General features: G+C 39.6%; 14 protein-coding genes. 11 read left to right on the top strand and 3 right to left on the bottom strand.

Features of this window, described 5'->3' with window-relative positions; translation table 11 throughout:
• Nucleotides 1-250 precede the first annotated feature (250 nt).
• Entirely contained in the window at nt 251-1087 is an 837-nt protein-coding gene (locus HC723_RS14765; protein WP_190339625.1) for a beta-1,6-N-acetylglucosaminyltransferase, read from the bottom strand.
• A 338-nt stretch (nt 1088-1425) separates the two neighbouring features.
• Between HC723_RS14765 and HC723_RS14760 the strand changes: the two genes are divergently transcribed.
• Nucleotides 1426-2559 (top strand): tyrosine-type recombinase/integrase, encoded by a 1134-nt coding sequence (locus HC723_RS14760; protein ID WP_190339624.1) that lies wholly within the window; start codon nt 1426-1428, stop codon nt 2557-2559.
• A gap of 7 nt (nt 2560-2566) precedes the next feature.
• Nucleotides 2567-3988: a phage integrase SAM-like domain-containing protein gene (locus HC723_RS14755; RefSeq protein WP_238925513.1), complete on the top strand. Its 1422-nt coding sequence runs from the start codon at nt 2567-2569 to the stop codon at nt 3986-3988.
• A 45-nt stretch (nt 3989-4033) separates the two neighbouring features.
• Here HC723_RS14755 and HC723_RS14750 read toward each other — a convergent pair whose 3' ends face one another.
• Complete coding sequence (locus tag HC723_RS14750) at nt 4034-5083, bottom strand: DNA adenine methylase (RefSeq protein WP_190339623.1); 1050 nt, start codon at nt 5081-5083, stop codon at nt 4034-4036.
• Nucleotides 5084-5352: 269 nt separating this feature from the next.
• Here HC723_RS14750 and HC723_RS14745 point away from each other — a divergent pair, with 269 nt between their 5' ends.
• The 6 genes from HC723_RS14745 (at nt 5353) to HC723_RS14725 (ending at nt 11330) form a co-directional block, all read left to right on the top strand.
• Complete coding sequence (locus HC723_RS14745; protein WP_203218783.1) at nt 5353-5583, top strand: hypothetical protein; 231 nt, start codon at nt 5353-5355, stop codon at nt 5581-5583.
• Nucleotides 5580-6113 (top strand): hypothetical protein, encoded by a 534-nt coding sequence (locus HC723_RS17525; RefSeq protein WP_238925512.1) that lies wholly within the window; start codon nt 5580-5582, stop codon nt 6111-6113. The genes HC723_RS14745 and HC723_RS17525 overlap by 4 nt, the downstream gene beginning before the upstream one ends.
• A gap of 75 nt (nt 6114-6188) precedes the next feature.
• The gene (locus tag HC723_RS17520) at nt 6189-7385 is read left to right on the top strand and encodes a hypothetical protein (RefSeq protein ID WP_342365753.1); all 1197 of its coding nucleotides are present in this window, start codon (nt 6189-6191) and stop codon (nt 7383-7385) included.
• Complete coding sequence (locus tag HC723_RS14735) at nt 7378-7782, top strand: TetR family transcriptional regulator (RefSeq protein WP_190339622.1); 405 nt, start codon at nt 7378-7380, stop codon at nt 7780-7782. Before HC723_RS17520 ends, HC723_RS14735 begins: the two co-directional genes overlap by 8 nt.
• A gap of 252 nt (nt 7783-8034) precedes the next feature.
• Nucleotides 8035-10287: a DNA topoisomerase gene (locus HC723_RS14730; RefSeq protein WP_190339621.1), complete on the top strand. Its 2253-nt coding sequence runs from the start codon at nt 8035-8037 to the stop codon at nt 10285-10287.
• Nucleotides 10287-11330: a ParB/RepB/Spo0J family partition protein gene (locus HC723_RS14725; RefSeq protein ID WP_190339620.1), complete on the top strand. Its 1044-nt coding sequence runs from the start codon at nt 10287-10289 to the stop codon at nt 11328-11330. Before HC723_RS14730 ends, HC723_RS14725 begins: the two co-directional genes overlap by 1 nt.
• 36 nt (nt 11331-11366) lie before the next feature.
• Here the strand turns inward: HC723_RS14725 and HC723_RS14720 are convergent, their stop codons facing one another.
• Nucleotides 11367-11873, bottom strand: coding sequence for a hypothetical protein (locus tag HC723_RS14720; protein ID WP_190339619.1), 507 nt, complete (start codon nt 11871-11873; stop codon nt 11367-11369).
• A 411-nt stretch (nt 11874-12284) separates the two neighbouring features.
• Between HC723_RS14720 and HC723_RS14715 the strand changes: the two genes are divergently transcribed.
• From HC723_RS14715 to HC723_RS14705, 3 genes are all read left to right on the top strand, one after another.
• Nucleotides 12285-13391, top strand: coding sequence for an AAA family ATPase (locus HC723_RS14715; RefSeq protein WP_190339618.1), 1107 nt, complete (start codon nt 12285-12287; stop codon nt 13389-13391).
• A gap of 93 nt (nt 13392-13484) precedes the next feature.
• Nucleotides 13485-14432, top strand: coding sequence for a DUF3150 domain-containing protein (locus HC723_RS14710; protein WP_190339617.1), 948 nt, complete (start codon nt 13485-13487; stop codon nt 14430-14432).
• Between the two features lie 66 nt (nt 14433-14498).
• Nucleotides 14499-16181 (top strand): cobaltochelatase CobT-related protein, encoded by a 1683-nt coding sequence (locus HC723_RS14705; protein ID WP_190339616.1) that lies wholly within the window; start codon nt 14499-14501, stop codon nt 16179-16181.
• Nucleotides 16182-16409: the final 228 nt, after the last annotated feature.

Below are 16409 nucleotides of genomic sequence, written 5' to 3'. Positions count from 1 at the left end.
GCTCGAGCAGAGATTGCCATTCTTGATTAGTGTGTCGTTGTGCCATATTCAAATCTCCTAATAGTTTGAGATCTGATCTTATGATTCGCAAAAATAAATGAACATGTGGGGTTTATGGGGCGCTTACATTATAAGTTGAGTTAATATGAAAACGATGGCATTACCGAAAGATGAAAGACGACAATTTGTGGTCTAATAAGCGTTAGGTTTCTTTGAGCCACCCCGTAAATACAGGGTGGTTAATTAAAGACTAGATAGTTGCACCGAGGTGGTGTTCAATTCTATCCACCACTTTAGCATCCTCTAACAGATCAAATTTTCGAGCGAAAAGATTAGGGCTCGATATTAAGTTGGAAATATCGGCCATTGTAAATGTCCTTGGCCTTAGCTTTATGTCTCCATCTGGTACCCAATCGATAAAACGCAAATCATCTTGAACTATTTCACCATGACAATCGTTATTCATCATAACCGTTTGGAAAAATCCCTCATCAGCAATAAAAGTATTTTTATAAAATTCTTTATAGGGCTGAGATGCATCCGTATTACAGACAAAATCACAGAACTGTCGCGACACAATCATCCATTGAGTGCCTATAAACGGTGTTATTCCTGACATGAATTTTCTGGCTATTTTAGGTCGGTAAATATGTCCTTTATATTCAAAACACATATTTTCTATGCGATTCATCGTTTCGGGCCTAGCTTCATTTTGGTCTAGTGCTCGAATGAATTCCTTGTCTGGATTATTTGACAAAAAGTCATGAATATATGGCTGAGTTTTCAATGGAAAATCTTGTCCACTTAGGTTTATAAAATGAGTCCAGCTTTTATTCATATTTAATAACTTAGCCATACCACGAAGTTCAATATTAACTAGGCTATACCCACCCCATAGCGCATCTTCTGATTCAAGAATTTCTGCATTTTTGTAATCACCTATAAACAAAGATATTTCATCTAAAATTTCTTTGCCAGAAGTTTTGTCAACATGGATAACGTAGTGATTATTTGGATGGTATATGGCATGAAACAACCGTTTAAATTGATCTGGATAGCGGTGAACGAGAATAAGATAAGCAATCATTAGATCATTCCTTGAGAAATCTGGAATATTTATTTTCACGCTCCAGTTGTCTCAGTTAGTGAATGTATGCTCTGAGTGGTAAGGCGTGTTCTTATCCTTATACCATATGGGGGCTCTGTCTTGATTAATCAATAGCAATGAAATATAAACCTAACAAGCATTTAAGGCTTCAAGATACTTTTTCTAATCCAATTTTGGCACGTTAGTATCCATACTCTAACGTGCTTTTGTCCAGTAACGTGTTACATATCACGGTACGCATAAAAAATTCCAATTCTCATAGAGAAGCATAGAATCACCCTTTATACTGTATGCATGCACAGTCCAGCGAGGTTGTTATGCTCTGCATCAAATCCACATCTGACTTTGAGATAGAAAGCGTCAAATACCCTAACTTCCCTTTGCTAACTTGGGAGACTGATAATTCAGATCTAGGGATTGAATCAGGAATGCTTTGTGTAGAGGCGTTGCAGTTCTTGGTATATGAGTGCTTAAAACGAGGTCGAGTGAATAGTGAGAACACTTGGTGGACGTATGGTAATCACCTAGCTCAATTCCTGACATTCTGTGAGCAGAACAGTTTGGATTGGCGAGACATTTCAGAAAGCAGTGAAGATGAAATGTTAGTCAGTGCTTATCGTGACCTTTGTGTTGGTGAGTTTGGCATGTCGGTAAATTCAACCAATCAGCATTTAAGAACGATAGTGCGTTTCTATTCTTATGGCGTCGGTAAGTGGTTTAAGTCATTACCTTACTCTCTAGAATCCGTTTCAGTGAATAAAGGCCAGCAGTTTTTAGCTCATACAGAAAGAAATGGTGGTAAGAAATACAGCTCTGATTTGATGATGAAAACCTTTGAGAAAAAAGCTCAATTTTTATCGGTAATTGAAGTGCGAGATCTTTTATCTGCGATTGAAAATCCAACCTTAAAGCTGATGGTTCGCTTATGTCTACAGACAGGAATTAGACGAAAAGAACTGTTGCTGTTTCCCTTGAATATAATAAGAAAGCCTACTGGAAACAGAGCTTACTATGAGGTCAATATTTCACGAACCAAAGGTGAGAAAGAGCGCAAAATACACATCCCGACACGATTGATGGAGGACTTGTGGCGTTATGTCAATGAGGCTCGTTTTCAGAAGCAACAAGAGTCGGAAGTGGAGTCAAATTGCTTGTTTTTAACGCCTGATGGTCAAGGGTGGGCTTCTCAAGGTTCTGCTTTTGGTAAGGCTCTCAAGTCGCTTAAATTACCCTTTCACGTATCACCGCATATGTTAAGGCATACTTATGCAACGCACATGCTGAAAGGAATGTTAGAGCATAAAAGCAGTAAATTTGAACCGTTGATGTACCTACAAGCTCGGCTTGGACATTCAAGTATCACAACCACGATGAAATATTTACATTTGGTTAATGATTTGGTCGATGACTTGTCGATTGAGTATCAACAACAGATTGATGCGATTGTGTAGGTGAAGTATGGCGAGACAAAGAAAAAAACTGTCTATTAACAAAGACAAGCTAAAGAAAACATCGGCAGTAGAGTCAACAACTGACACTGCTAAAAATCGTGAAATAGTCCGACCAATCAACCCTGTAGTGAATTACCCGAATATCGGTTCAAAAGGTGGCAATGGTTCTAACGTCAATTTTACTCGTTTCTATGGCAAAGGTTATGACGACATTACAAATCGAGTGTACTACACCGCAAAAGCTCTGCTGAAAAATACCGATGCTCTTAGCGAGGAAACTCAAAAAAGTTATTTTAAAAATGGTTTTTTCCATTTCGCTGAATACCTTACATTATTTAGGTATTCAGCGGGTGAGGACTTAACACAAGATGACATTACGCCAGAGTTGATCGAGCAATATTTACTGCACCTTAGAGGTTGTGAGTTAGGGTATAACACTCAAAAAGGTTACTACACTCACCTCAAGTCAATGCTGATACACATGAGGGACAAGGGCTATTGGTCAGTCATTGATGACATAAACCTAAACAGTGATTTCTTTCCTAAGAGCCCATTTCCAAATTCAAGTAAACGTGCAAAGGGCGAGAAACCACTGACTCCCCATGAAAAAAGGCAGGTGGTGGTTGCGCTAAAACAAGCAATTAAGCCGATTTATCAAAAGACCGAACCACTGACAGGTTATCAGTTAACACTGTGCTTGTTAGCTGTGGCGATTCAGACAGGCATCAACACCTCTCCGCTTCTCGATATGACTACCGACTCATTGACCGACCACCCACTTAAAGATTGCCGCAAGCTCTTAACCGTATTCAAAAAAAGAGGCAACGCCACGCAACTGCACAATTTACGAAAATCACAGGAACTAGAAGTGGTGCAAGGGATAAAGCTTGATGTGGCTTATCTTATTGAGGCTATTATTGAGCGTAATAGCCAAGTGAGAAAGTCTATCGATTCCGACTTGGTATTTGTCTATGAGCCTAAAATTACCCACATAGGAGCAGAGATAGATACGGTCTCCTCTCTAGCAGAAAGGCTGCTTCGATATAACATCAAAAAATTCATCAAAGAGTACGACCTAAGAGATGAAGATGGTCGAACGATGAAACTTAATGTAAGCCGTTTTCGCAAGACGTTCATCAACGGTATTTATGAGTTAAGTGGTGAGAGTTTGTTAATTGCTGCGCAGCAAGCCAAACATCGAGGGACAGGAACGCTTGACCACTATCTACAAGCTCCTGAGCAATCAAAGCGCAACTTAGGCTTAATGGGTGAGATACGAGTTAAAGAGCTAACATGCGCAGAGCTAAGTGTCCCTGTAGGCCATTGTAAAGACCCTAAGAATGGCGAAAAAGCACCTAAAGATGGCACATTCTGTAATGACTTCTTAGGCTGTTTCTGTGAAAGAGTAATAAAGTCTCACACTAACTAATAAAGATTCATACTGAGTATTAAAGTATCATACTATGCGGTCGCCTCAGAAAAGGTCGGAGTAATAACGGGAAATATGCTCTCGACTAATGCCCGTCATACGTGCAACCTCAACTTTTGTGACTCGTTTTTTCATTCTTTTCAGACTGTTAATCGCCTTGGTTATTGCTTCCTTTGATTGGTCGGTTCGGTGTCGGTGAACACGCTTGGCCGCCTTCTGTCGATTGGTTAATGTCTCATCATTAGCAATGTCTTGATACTCTGGTATTTCTTTTTTTATCAGACAATTAGGTGACAACCATAAACACTCTGTTCTCGATGCGCGGCTTTTACTGGTTGAGGCGATAACATCAATATCTATACGTTTCCATCCCTCATCTTCAAGAGGCTGATAGACCTTGTGAGCGTAACCAGACAAGATACACCTACCTTTAAGCTTCCGCAGATGCACCACCATTTCTATATGATCATCAATCGTCATTTCATGCTCATATATGCCGTTAACGCGAGTTTCAGGGACATAAGGAGGATCAAGATAGAACAACGTTTCTTCTCGGTCATAGCGGTTCAACACATCTTGGAAAGGCATGTTTTCAACTTGCACCTTTCTCATGCGCCTATGCACTTCTGGCAATCGTTCTATACCCGCATGGAACTTGCGCACACTGGCGCTATACCCCCCTGCGGGAGCATCAACACAATATGACCATTGTTTTGCTAAACCACCATGTGACTGACGCTGCACCACCATCATTAGCTTGGCCAACTCTATATCGTCTTGCTCTTGGTCTATGGTTGCAGATGCGGTTTTGAATGTATCGCGTGAATAGGGCGTCAGTTCTAAACGCCTGATCAACTCTTTGGTTTTCGCTTGGTCTGAAAGGACATTGAATAGGCACACCATTTTTTTATTGAGGTCGTTATACACCTCAACTTTACTTGGAGGCTTACCTAGCAGCATTGCGCCAGATCCACCAAATACATCTACATAAGTGTTGTGATCTGGAAAGTGGCTAACAATCTTTTTCACTAGACGGCTCTTACTTCCGAACCAAGTAACAGGTGCAGAAACGGGCGTGTGCTTTTGCTTCTTCATACAAAGACAACCATATATCACAATGATAGTCTAATTGTGATATATGGTTAATGTGTAGTCAAGGAAATAAGAGGGTAAAACGAGTATGACACTTTAATACTAACCTTTAGCTCGATTCAGGTTCGATAATAGCAATTAGTATGGAACTTTATTTTTAGTCACATGCATTCTAATAACGGTACAAACAGGGTTGCTTATCTGTTCAGTATGAAACTTTATTCCTCTCATACAGTTTCCGCTGTAAGAGCTTCGTTATTACAGGTGATGATTTGTATAAACTCTTTAGTTTTTATTGGGCGATTATTCGCAACCGTGATGAGTTTGGTCGCAAAGACTGGAAGCATCATTTAAAAAATGTTCTAAGAATCGTAGATCAAGAAGTTGTCCCTGAATTTGCAAAGCTGGGACAGTTACAGCGTATAGAGGCTGAAAAAGAACGAGCAAGAACTAATCCACATCCGTACTGGCAAAATCTTGATATGTTGAAGGTGACGCAATGAGTTCAATTGAGTTAATACTCACGCAAGCTGAGTTTGCGATTCAGCAATGCCCAAAGCCAAGCACCAGTGCGCTTGAGCAAGCTATTAACGGTTCTATAACGGGTATTGTTACTTACATTAAACTGGCCAATGGTGAATACCAAACGCTATCTCGATTTGAGGAGGATATATGGGTGTTTCCTGTCAGTAAAGGCACGAAAGCAACTGTAGCAAGTGCATTAAACCTTACTTTTTCTACGATTGATGATACTCAAATGAAGCGCATGGCAAAGTGGGTAATCTGGAGCAAATTCAAAAAGGGGTTGGCTCTTAATACTCTTGTGAAAACATTGGGCAAGTTGAAAAGTTATTTTCAGTGGGTTTTAAGCTCAGATACTACAGCCACACATGGGCTCACAGCTTTTACCTCTAATGCTTACGTTAGACATGTAAATACCCTGACATCTAAGCGAAAAAGCGAGACTAAACCACTGACGGCAAACACCAAAGCAGAGAGGTTTCGCGTTCTAGAAGACATTTATTTCCACTGAAAAGAGTTTGATTTTGTCAAAGAGCATCCTTGGCCTGAATCAAGCGCTAATGAGCAAGCAGGGTATGTTGGTGAAGTGTATCGGGAAGCCATTATCAAAGGTAAGACCCCCATTATTCCAAATAAAGTGCTAATTCCGCTGTGCCAGTTTACTAAATCATACCTAGATAAAGCTGATGAAATTCTGGAATCGTCAAAAAAGAGAGAAACATTGCTACTGCGAGATAGCTGTATCTTCTGGCTGTTACTCACAACGGGTATGCGTATCCATGAAATATTAGGCATTAAGCGTGATGCGTATCGCTCTGAAACGAAAGACGACACCACTTACTACCACATCGAAACTATCTCTGAGAAAACACATACAGGGTTAGCTGAGTGGATTGCGCCAAGGATAGCCACGGAAGCGATTGATATTCTTGGCCGTTTGAGCGCTCCACTTCAAGATCAACTTGAGTGTGATTTACTAAAAGCGAAAGCAAGCAACGATCATGTGGAAGCACATCGACTTGAGGAAATCTCAAACCACATCTGCCTATCGAAAAACCTGGGAAAAGGAAACGCAATTTACCTATTGTCAGGGGTGGCAATGACTAACGCTAGGTTGCCAAACTTATGTGAACAGATAGGGAGTAATTGGAACCTATCAGCGCACCAATTCAGACGTACCTTTGCTAATTATGCGGTTCACTCTGAATTAGGTGACTTGAGAGCATTAAAAGATCACTTTAAACATTGGTCAATTACCATGACCACTTTGTATGCCTTTAATGATGCTTTGGATGCTGAATTGTTTGAAGAAATGCTTCGAGAGAAATATTTGGTTGAAGAAGAAATTAAGCAAGATTGGTTTGAACTAGACATGCCTATCACTGGTGGCGACATAGCTCAAAACATCATGGAAGTCCGTGAGAATAAAGAGTTAATTAAATCTTTTGGCTCTCTTAGTGCTATGGCAAAGGCATACTCTAGCTCCATACCAATTCGCTCAACAGGTATTGGGTGGTGCACCAATGATGATGAGTGTAAGTGTGGTAAGCCTGATAGCTGTGAAAGCGGCATTGTAGATAAGCGACACCTGCCTTATTGGGAGGGAATGCTAGTGCAGCAAATGAAACTGATGCAATTGGATGATATTGGTGAAGCTGGTAGAGCGGCGGTAAAAAAAGGCATGGAACGCTGTGAAAAGGTTCTAGTGGCATTGGGTATTGATGTTGAAGCTATGAAGCAAGAGATTAACGAGAGAAAGGATATCGAGGTGATAAATGTCTAACCAGAAAGAAAAGGTGACACACAAAGCGGTTCGACTTGCCATTATTCGTATCGAAAAGGGTCGTCCTAAAATCGTCTCTAATAAACGCAAAATGAGTGTCGCTGCTGTTGCCGAAGAAGCAGGCGTAAGTCGAGCATTGATTCACCGTGATTGCCCTGACCTATTAGAGCGGATTAAAGGCGGTGTAAATAAAAGTATTCGACAGCAACGTGATGCCAAACAAACAGAACTTAATAAATACAAAGACCGCAATCGAGAGTTGCGGTCTGAGGTGGTAGAATTGAAAGCTATGCTCGCTAAAGTTCAATCACAAAATGCTACGTTAATACGAAAAAACATGGCTCTGAGTAATGCTCGTGCGGACAATAGCAATGTAACGCAACTAATATACAGCTAATTGTCTGAATTTAATGATAATAATTTCAAATTAAGGTTACTTCTGAGATGGTTAAAAGTATCCAAAAGTGCAACATTAAATAAAGTTATATAAAACATAAGGTTACACATCGTTACATGTAACATACTATTTATAATTATTGTCCAGCGACACTTATATCAAAGTATAAAATCTTATGTGTCCCCCCCCTAAATCCATTCCATCATCATCAATCAGTTCATAATATGACCGTTAATAATTTAAGGGCATATTATGAAAGTAATAATTGCAGAAAAGCCAGACGTTGGACGAAAAATAGCCGACGCATTAGGTGGCATCGTAAAAAAAGAAAGAAGCTATATAGAGTTGGAAGGGGATGTATTCGTTACATGGTGTATAGGGCATTTACTCGGTTTTAGTATGCCTGAACAGATTAACGTCGATTACAAGCGTTGGCTGTTAACTGATCTACCATTACAAGTAATGTCTTATGGTCGACCTATACCAATAGAACCTAATCCAAAGACGGTATCACAGCTAAATGCTGTACTACGACTATTGAAAAAAGCGGATACAGCTATAAACATGGCTGATATTGATGCCGCTGGTCAACAAATTTTCGATGAAGTGATTGAATATGCTGGATTTCGTGGTAAGACGTTGCGAGGTTGGTTTTCAGATGATAACCCCAGCACATTGAGAAAAGCATTATCACCGGACCACCTGAAACCAAATTCAGACTTTAGTTATTTATCAAATTCCGAGTATTGCCGGTCAGTGTTTGATTATTATTACGGTCTTAATATGTCTCGCCTATGCACGTTGCTTTATCGTCAAAAAAATCCTGACTCAAAGTTGGTATTAAGCAACGGCAGAGTTCAGACCGCAATTTTTGGAATGGTGATCTCAAGGCAGCGTCAACACGAAAAACACATACCGGTTGATTTCTATCCCGTCGATGCAGTGGTGAATTTCAATGGATGCGAAGTCAAGATGAAAACAACAATTTCAGATGGTTTCATTAATGAAAATCCGTTGATGTTCGATGAAAGTAAGCGATTACTGGATATTAACTTAGCGAGCCAGATTAAAGATGGGCTAACCGGTGCGAGTTTGCCACTGACCGGTGTTGTCACTGAGGATAAGTTCACGCACCCACCATTAACGTTCTCATTGCTTGCATTGCAAAAAATGAGTGCGAAGTTATTTGATTATGAACCGGATAAAGTTCTCGCTATAACTCAAAGTCTCAAAGACAAGGCGTTGCTGAGCTATAACAGAACAGATTCAGGCTACCTTCCGGAAAATATACACCCCGAAGCAAAGCATATTTTTGAAACTGTCACAGCCATTCTTCCCCACTTTCAGAATGGCGTTGAATATGCGGATTTCAATATTAAATCAAGATCATTTAACAATAAAAAGGTTAGCGCACACCACGGCATCATTCCAGTTGTTAATGATTATGTGGCAAATGGTCGAATCCCATCACTGTCAGAAGAAGAAGCTAATATTTATACGCTGGTGGCAAGAAACTTCTTAGCTCAATTCTTTAACAAGCAAAAACGAGTACAAACATCCATCGAAATTGCGCTTGAGTCATTAAGGCTTACTGCAACACAAACCCATATTGTTGATCATGGTTGGCAAGCCCTTTTTGCTGGAGAGTCACATGATGATAGTGATGATGAAGCCGAAACAGTTCAGGAACTACAGCTTTCAACATTAAGCGTTGGGGAGCTAGGAATGGTCGAAAATATGATTATTCGCAGTTCTCAAACGCAACCACCGAAACTCTATACGATGGATACGCTATTAAACGATTTAACACGCGCAAGTGTTTATGTGAGCGATCCACAATTAAAGATGGTTTTGATTGAGAGAGATAAGGACTCTACAGAAAATGGCGGTATAGGTACTGCTGCCACACGTTCTGACGCAATAGCTGTCAATTTCAAAAGGAAATTACTCACTAAAAAAGGTAAGTCATTGGTTGGTACTCAGCTAGGTAATGAGTTCTATGATGCGCTTCCTGCTTTTGCCACTCAAGTAGACTTAACGGCTTTTTGGCAATTGGAGTTAAATAAAATACTGAATGGGGAATTAAGCAAAGAAGAGTTTCAATTCAAGGTACAAAGTTTTGTTGATGACAAGGTTAATGAGCTAAAGGCAACTGGACTTGCTTTTAGCAGTGTACCAGCAGCTAAGAAACATGAATGCCCGTTGTGTGGTTCTGAATTAAATCGCATAAAAGGCAAGAGCGGCTTTTTTTGGGGGTGCAAAGGATACCAAGCTGGTTGCAAGGCTTCACTTCAAGATAAGCGAGGGAAACCTGATTTTGATGCCTTTAGTGCTAAAAAAGCAACAGTGGAAACCACGGAGTTTTCTTGTCCCGATTGTGGTTCGGCACTGATTAAACGCCCAACTAAAGCCGCTGGAAAGTTTTGGTATGGATGTAGCGGCTTTCCTACATGTAAGAGTCGTTTTTTTGAAAAAGATGGTAAGCCGGAATTTAAGGATAACTAATGAATAATGCAATTGAATTTAGCAATACAACATCGGTTGAAATACAAATGATTGATGTGGGAAGTATCGAGCCAGATACGCTACAACCAAGAAAGTCATGGTCCGAAGATGAACTAAACAAATTAGTTAAAAACATCGAGCGAACCGGTGGGAACATACAACCCATATTGATTAGACCGCACCCTGAAAGTTTAGGTCGATACATGCTGGTTTATGGCGAAGGGCGTTGGTTATCACACAAGTCACTTGGCTATAACCAAATCAAAGCATTGATCACCACTGAAAATGATAGGAATAAACTCTTAAATTTACAGTTTGTAGAAAATGTTGGTCGTACCGATATGTCACGATTGGATGAAGCAAATGCTCTTGTACAAATTCAACACGCATCGGTAGCCGGTGAGCAATTAACACAAACTGATTTAGCAAAGGTATTCGGTTTAAAGAAAAGTTATGTGTCGAGGTTGATTAAGCTATCAAAAGCGAACACTGAGATACAATTGCTATCAAAGGAAGGCGTAACACAAAACATTAATATTCTTTCGTCTCTGTGCCGTTTAGAAGGCTTAATGCTGCAAGATGAATTGGATAAAATAATTCAAGAGGTTCGTGATAAGAAAGTAGGAGAAGCTGGATTAAGAGAGATCATAAAAGAGCTTCAAAAACCCACTGACTTACCCGAGGCAGAAGTCGGCTTAACGGAAGTTAGAAAAAAAGACTCCACCACACTTGATAGTGCTGGTGGTGATTCCGGTGCGGGTGAGCCTGTAAAGGGAAAGGGTGAATCTGCAAACAACAAATCTGAAATGCTAGATAAAATTAAAGACGGTGAAATTGTAGATCAATCTGTTGAAGATGCTAATTTTGAAATGGAATCAATGAATAATGATGACGTTGGTAGCAAGGCAAAACCCAAAAAGAAACTGATTGAAATGGAATTTTTCGAGATCATTGATGGTGATTTACTGATGTATGGTGAAGACTCTAGTGAAGTGATAATCGTTAGAAAAGCAGATTTGAAAGATATTAAGAAAGCAATTTAGTGGCTAATGCACCTAACGTACATTAGGTGCATTTCATTAGAGAAATAGATATTTGGCTTCAGCTAAAATTTTCCGCTTCAAAAAATCAACTCTATCAAAGAGTAATTGTTGTTCTTCTCGTGCGTTAGCCAATCCCGTTCCATTTTCATCATCCCAATTGAAGCAAAAGCTACTATTTAACTCCCACTGTTTATTGTGAAATATCAAAAAATCCGATGTTTCGGCTGGAATAAATGTTAAGAATAACTGGAATTGATGGTGAATTACTACTGCTGCTGAGTGATGAGTGTGAGTGAAAAACGGACTTTTGTAGCCACGCTTAATACATTCAGTGAGTGCAATATCGTTGGGGATTTTACCGATTACACTTGAACTACCAAGTTCATATTGTTCAAGCCATGAGAACGTGTTGGTTTTTATATTGTCGTCATAGAGAACGGGTAATGATTTGATTTTTGATAATGTAAGTTGTTTGCCATTTATTTTTGCTACTGTAACAGTAAGTGAATGCTGCTCAAGCTGGATTCCATTATCAGTTAGCATTTAATCGTCCGAACAAAGTTTAAGATATTTTGTATTTAATATAGCTCAAAACGACTAAACATAATTGCAATCAACCCCAATATTTGCGATATTATCGACTTCTACACTCGATTTTACGCTTAGACACCTCTTTAGAGTCGTAAAATGTTTTAGTCTACTTACCTACACCCTTAGCTACTCATAGAGTCCAGCTACTTACTACCACCTAACATTCATCTTTGATGAACTGTTTTAAATCTTTTTAGATACCCTGTTTGCCATTAGCACTAGCTAACGGTGATTTGTTGTATCTGGCGTTTGCCAATTCAACTAAAAAACAACCTGGTGACTGTTTTTGTCATCATCAATATCACTACCGGCATTTTGCTGGTGGTTAACTTTGCGCGCACCGCGCACATTAAGGAATATTCTATGTTTACTGAACAACAAATGGCTATCTTTTCAACAAAACTTGCACGAGCAATGGTTCGTGAAAAAGCTCAAGCGGATGCGGAAGCTGTAAAAAATACAATTGGTTTTAAGCCAACTGAGTTTAAGCCAACCATTGAAGCAAAAAGAATGAACGAATTATTCGTTCATTGCGACGAGAGCTTTAATGCCAAAGCTCAAATCAAGACCAATAATTGGGGGGCATTAGGTCACATAGCAGTCCCCCCCGTTATTGAAAACTACTTTTTTCGTAGAGAGCTAACCGCTGATGTGGTTAGACACTTAAAAGCAGCCCCGAAATATGGGTTATTTTTAACAGGGAAAAAAGGGACAGGGAAGACTTCTCTAGTAGAGCAAATTGCAGCTAGATTAGGCATTCCGGTATATGCAGAGACAGGTTCGCCCTCAACGGAGTACCTAGATTTATTTGGGACAGTTCTACCGACTGTAAGTGGCAAGGTGAAGTTTTTCGGAGGAAAGCTATATCAAGCCATGAAAGAAGGAGGCATTTTTCTACTTGATGAAGTAGATATGATGATGCCTTCGGAACTTGTCAAAATGAACGAATTATTTAGCGGCAAGCGTTTGTTTATTCCTCAAACTGAGGAGTGGATTCTACCACACAAGGACTTTCGTATTGTTGTTACAGCAAACACGAACGGTTCTGGTTGTGATGGTAATTATGTGGGCGCGAACGTGCTAAATGAAGCATTCATGGACCGATTTTATATAGTAGAAGTCGAGTACATGCGAGAGGAGCATGAAATTGCATTTGTTGACCAGATCATTAGTGATTTTGAGACTGCAAACAAACTATCCGCCTCGAAAGAGTTTCAAAAACGCCTACCAGAACTAAAGGCTATGTCAGCTGAAATGGTTCAAGTGGCACGATTGATTCGTCAAGCTGCTGAGGAATCGCAGGGTACGGTTCTTTCCCTTAGAGGATTAGACCGCTGGATGACGCTTTATCTATACGGAAAAGACGTATACCAAGCTCTTGATATGGCTTATGCCAATACCTTAGATGAAGCCACACGCGAAGCTACACATGAAATCGCTAGGGTTTCATTGAGTATGATATTAGATTAAAAAACTAAACATCGACCAGGGAAGTGAAGTTGCATTACACAACTTCACATCTGGTCCCCCAATGCGCTTTAGCGCAACAAAAGGAATATAACTATGCAAAATACAAATAACATCCAGCTCCCTAACGGTTATACCGTTATTTATATTAACGCTACACAGTGGACGGCAAAACGTTCATTGAAGGCAGAAGACCTGAACCTAAGTCAAGAAATCACGAAAGAGGTTGCTACGTTAGGATCTCTAAATTGTTTTGATCCAAAAAACATAAAAATGGTGCGTAATCTGATTAATCAGGCTTACAGCTATTGCTATGAGTTTGGGGTTAAGTTCGGGGATGGGGTATTACTACCTATCTCTAAAAAGAACTGGTTAATCGACCGATTAACCGAAGTTCAACATCAAATCATTCAAACAAGGGATTTAATATTAAGTACCTATATGTCTGACTTAGATGGTTGGGTAGCCGAGGTTGAGTCAAAAGTAACAGGATTGGGGCGTGTTGTTAGAAAACAAGCCTTTACACCTGAATACATTGAACGACAGATCCAATTTTCATGGCATGGGATTGAAGACAAGGTGGGTAGCCTTGGCTCTGTGCTAATGGATGAAATGGCGAGTAAAGCTAGAAAAAAACTAGCTGAACTCGAAACAAAGAAACAAGCTAATCACGGGCGATTAAAACTCACTCGAATGGACTTGCGCCTCTTTGAAGCCATTCAACGAAAGTTGATGATTAATCAATCGCTTGATGCGCGAGTAACCCCATTGCTAGATGCAGTGGTTCAGTTATTTGAACTTGCAGAAGGCGAAGGGCAATTACCAACAAAATTTAACGTTGAGTATATGAAAACGTTGACGCTGATGGCGCACCCTGAATCGACTTTCGGTTTAAGTGATGCGTCTGAAGAAGCAACAGATAGTAGCTTTGAGTTTGATTTTCTATGTGATGACGAACCCGATGCTTCTGCTGCTTCTGATGAAGTAAACATAGATATGGAGTCTGAAGCCGATGAAGCTGAAGACTTATTAAATATGTTTTAACTACAAAAAAGGCTACTTCTGTAGCCTTTCCTCTATGTGCAACGCACAACATTAAAGGAATATTATATGTCTATTAAAAACAGCTTTTCTTACTTCATTAGTGGTCTAACTAAGGAAGTAGGAGTACACATAACAAATGCACCTGATGGTGCATACTGCCAATATGGTGACAAAAACACCACGGCATTAGTTAACATTCCACCATTTGACCCAAAGGACGATACAGCCAAGAAAGCTGCGTATGCTTTTGGTTTACATGAGGCGGGTCATTTGCTTTATACAGATTTCACAAAAAGGAATCAGTGGTTAAAAAGCGTCCTTCCGTGTCAACTCAAAAAAGATTTGAGACAGGTTTTTGAAGACGTATTTATTGAGCGTCAGCTAAGAATGAACTTTAAAGGCGCATACAACGTGTTAGCACCTTTAAGAGCTTCATTGATAAGTAACACTTCATCGAGTGACGTAGAGGTATTAATGTTTAATTACATTTACTTCTACTCATTTTGGGTAGGTGGTTATTCAAAGGTATATAAAAATGCTTTTGAGTGTTGCGAGTCAACATTAAAGAAACTTAATGTGCGGGCTTCATTGTTAAGCAGCTTAAAGGCTGAGATTGACAAAGTTGTTCAGATTAAGTCGACCAGTGGTTCAATCGCATTGGCTGAAAGTGTGTATGACATTTTAGCTAATAATGATTCTGATGATTCACAAGAGGAACAAGATTCTGACGGTGATTCTGATGATTCACAAGAGGAACAAGATTCTGACGGTGATTCTGATGATTCACAAGAGGAACAAGATTCTGACGGTGATTCTGATGGTAAGAGAATGGCTGCAAATGCTATTAGCTCTCTTGTTACGAAAGGTGCGACTTTAGATTATGACTTTGGCGAATCTGTCAAAATTATGGTTGAAGATGCAGCTTTGAGTAGTGATAACATTAATATTATTAGGAGTGAATACCAAGTAATTCAACCACTCAGATTGAATGAGTTGTTATTGAAATCGAAAGGGAAAATGACTGAAGATGAGATTTTAACTTCAGCAAAAAAAGAATCAGCTTTTTTACGACGTAAGTTGCATGGACTCGTGGCTTCAAAAATGATGAAGGCAACGACACAAGGTAAAAAAGGTAAAAGAATTCATCCAAACGCGGGTGTTAGGCTTTTACAAAATGATTTCCGTATTTTTAAGAGTAAAACCGAAATAAATATGGAAAACACTGCTGTCACTATCTTGCTAGATGATTCTTGTTCGATGCGTGTTCGCAACCGAAATATAATAGCGGCATCTGCAACACAGGCTTTAGTTGAGGCTCTAAATGCGTTTCCTTTCGTTAAAACCAATGTTATTGGTTTTGGGGTAAAGAGTGAAAAACATTTTGCGGCAGCTATGATAAAGAGTTTTGCAGAGACACCGAAGCAATGTGCAGCGACACTCGCTTGCCTACCTACTAGTGGCGGTTCAACACCGCTACACATAGGATTAAGCATGGCGACTACAGCTATATTGCCGAGAAAAGAAAAGCGCAAGGTGATATTGGTGATCACTGACGGAGTGCCATCATTGGATTGCTCAGATCTAATCAATACCATAAGAAAAGATGAAATTGAAATTTATGGTATTGGGATACAGTGTTGTGAACCATCAATGAATAATCAATTTGGTGAAGGTAAATACATACCAATTGAAAACCCATCACAAATAGGGAAAAAACTATTTGAAATAACAACTAAAACAATACTTTAGTTGAGAAAAAGAAAGCCACCTCCTTATGGGGTGGCTTTTTTCATATCAGCATAAAATCAAAAGAATAATTTGCTAGAAGTTGTTTAATTTGGCATATTGTTGGCTTCTACACTCGATTTTACGCTTAGACACCTCTTTTAGAGTCGTAAAATGTTTTAGTCTACTTACCTACACCTTAGCTACTCATAGAGTCCAGCTACTTACTACCACCTAACATTCATCTTTGAT

The organism is Vibrio sp. S11_S32 (genome assembly GCF_014694465.1).
GTDB lineage: Bacteria > Pseudomonadota > Gammaproteobacteria > Enterobacterales > Vibrionaceae > Vibrio > Vibrio algicola.
This window is presented reverse-complemented; position numbering and strand designations above follow the sequence as displayed.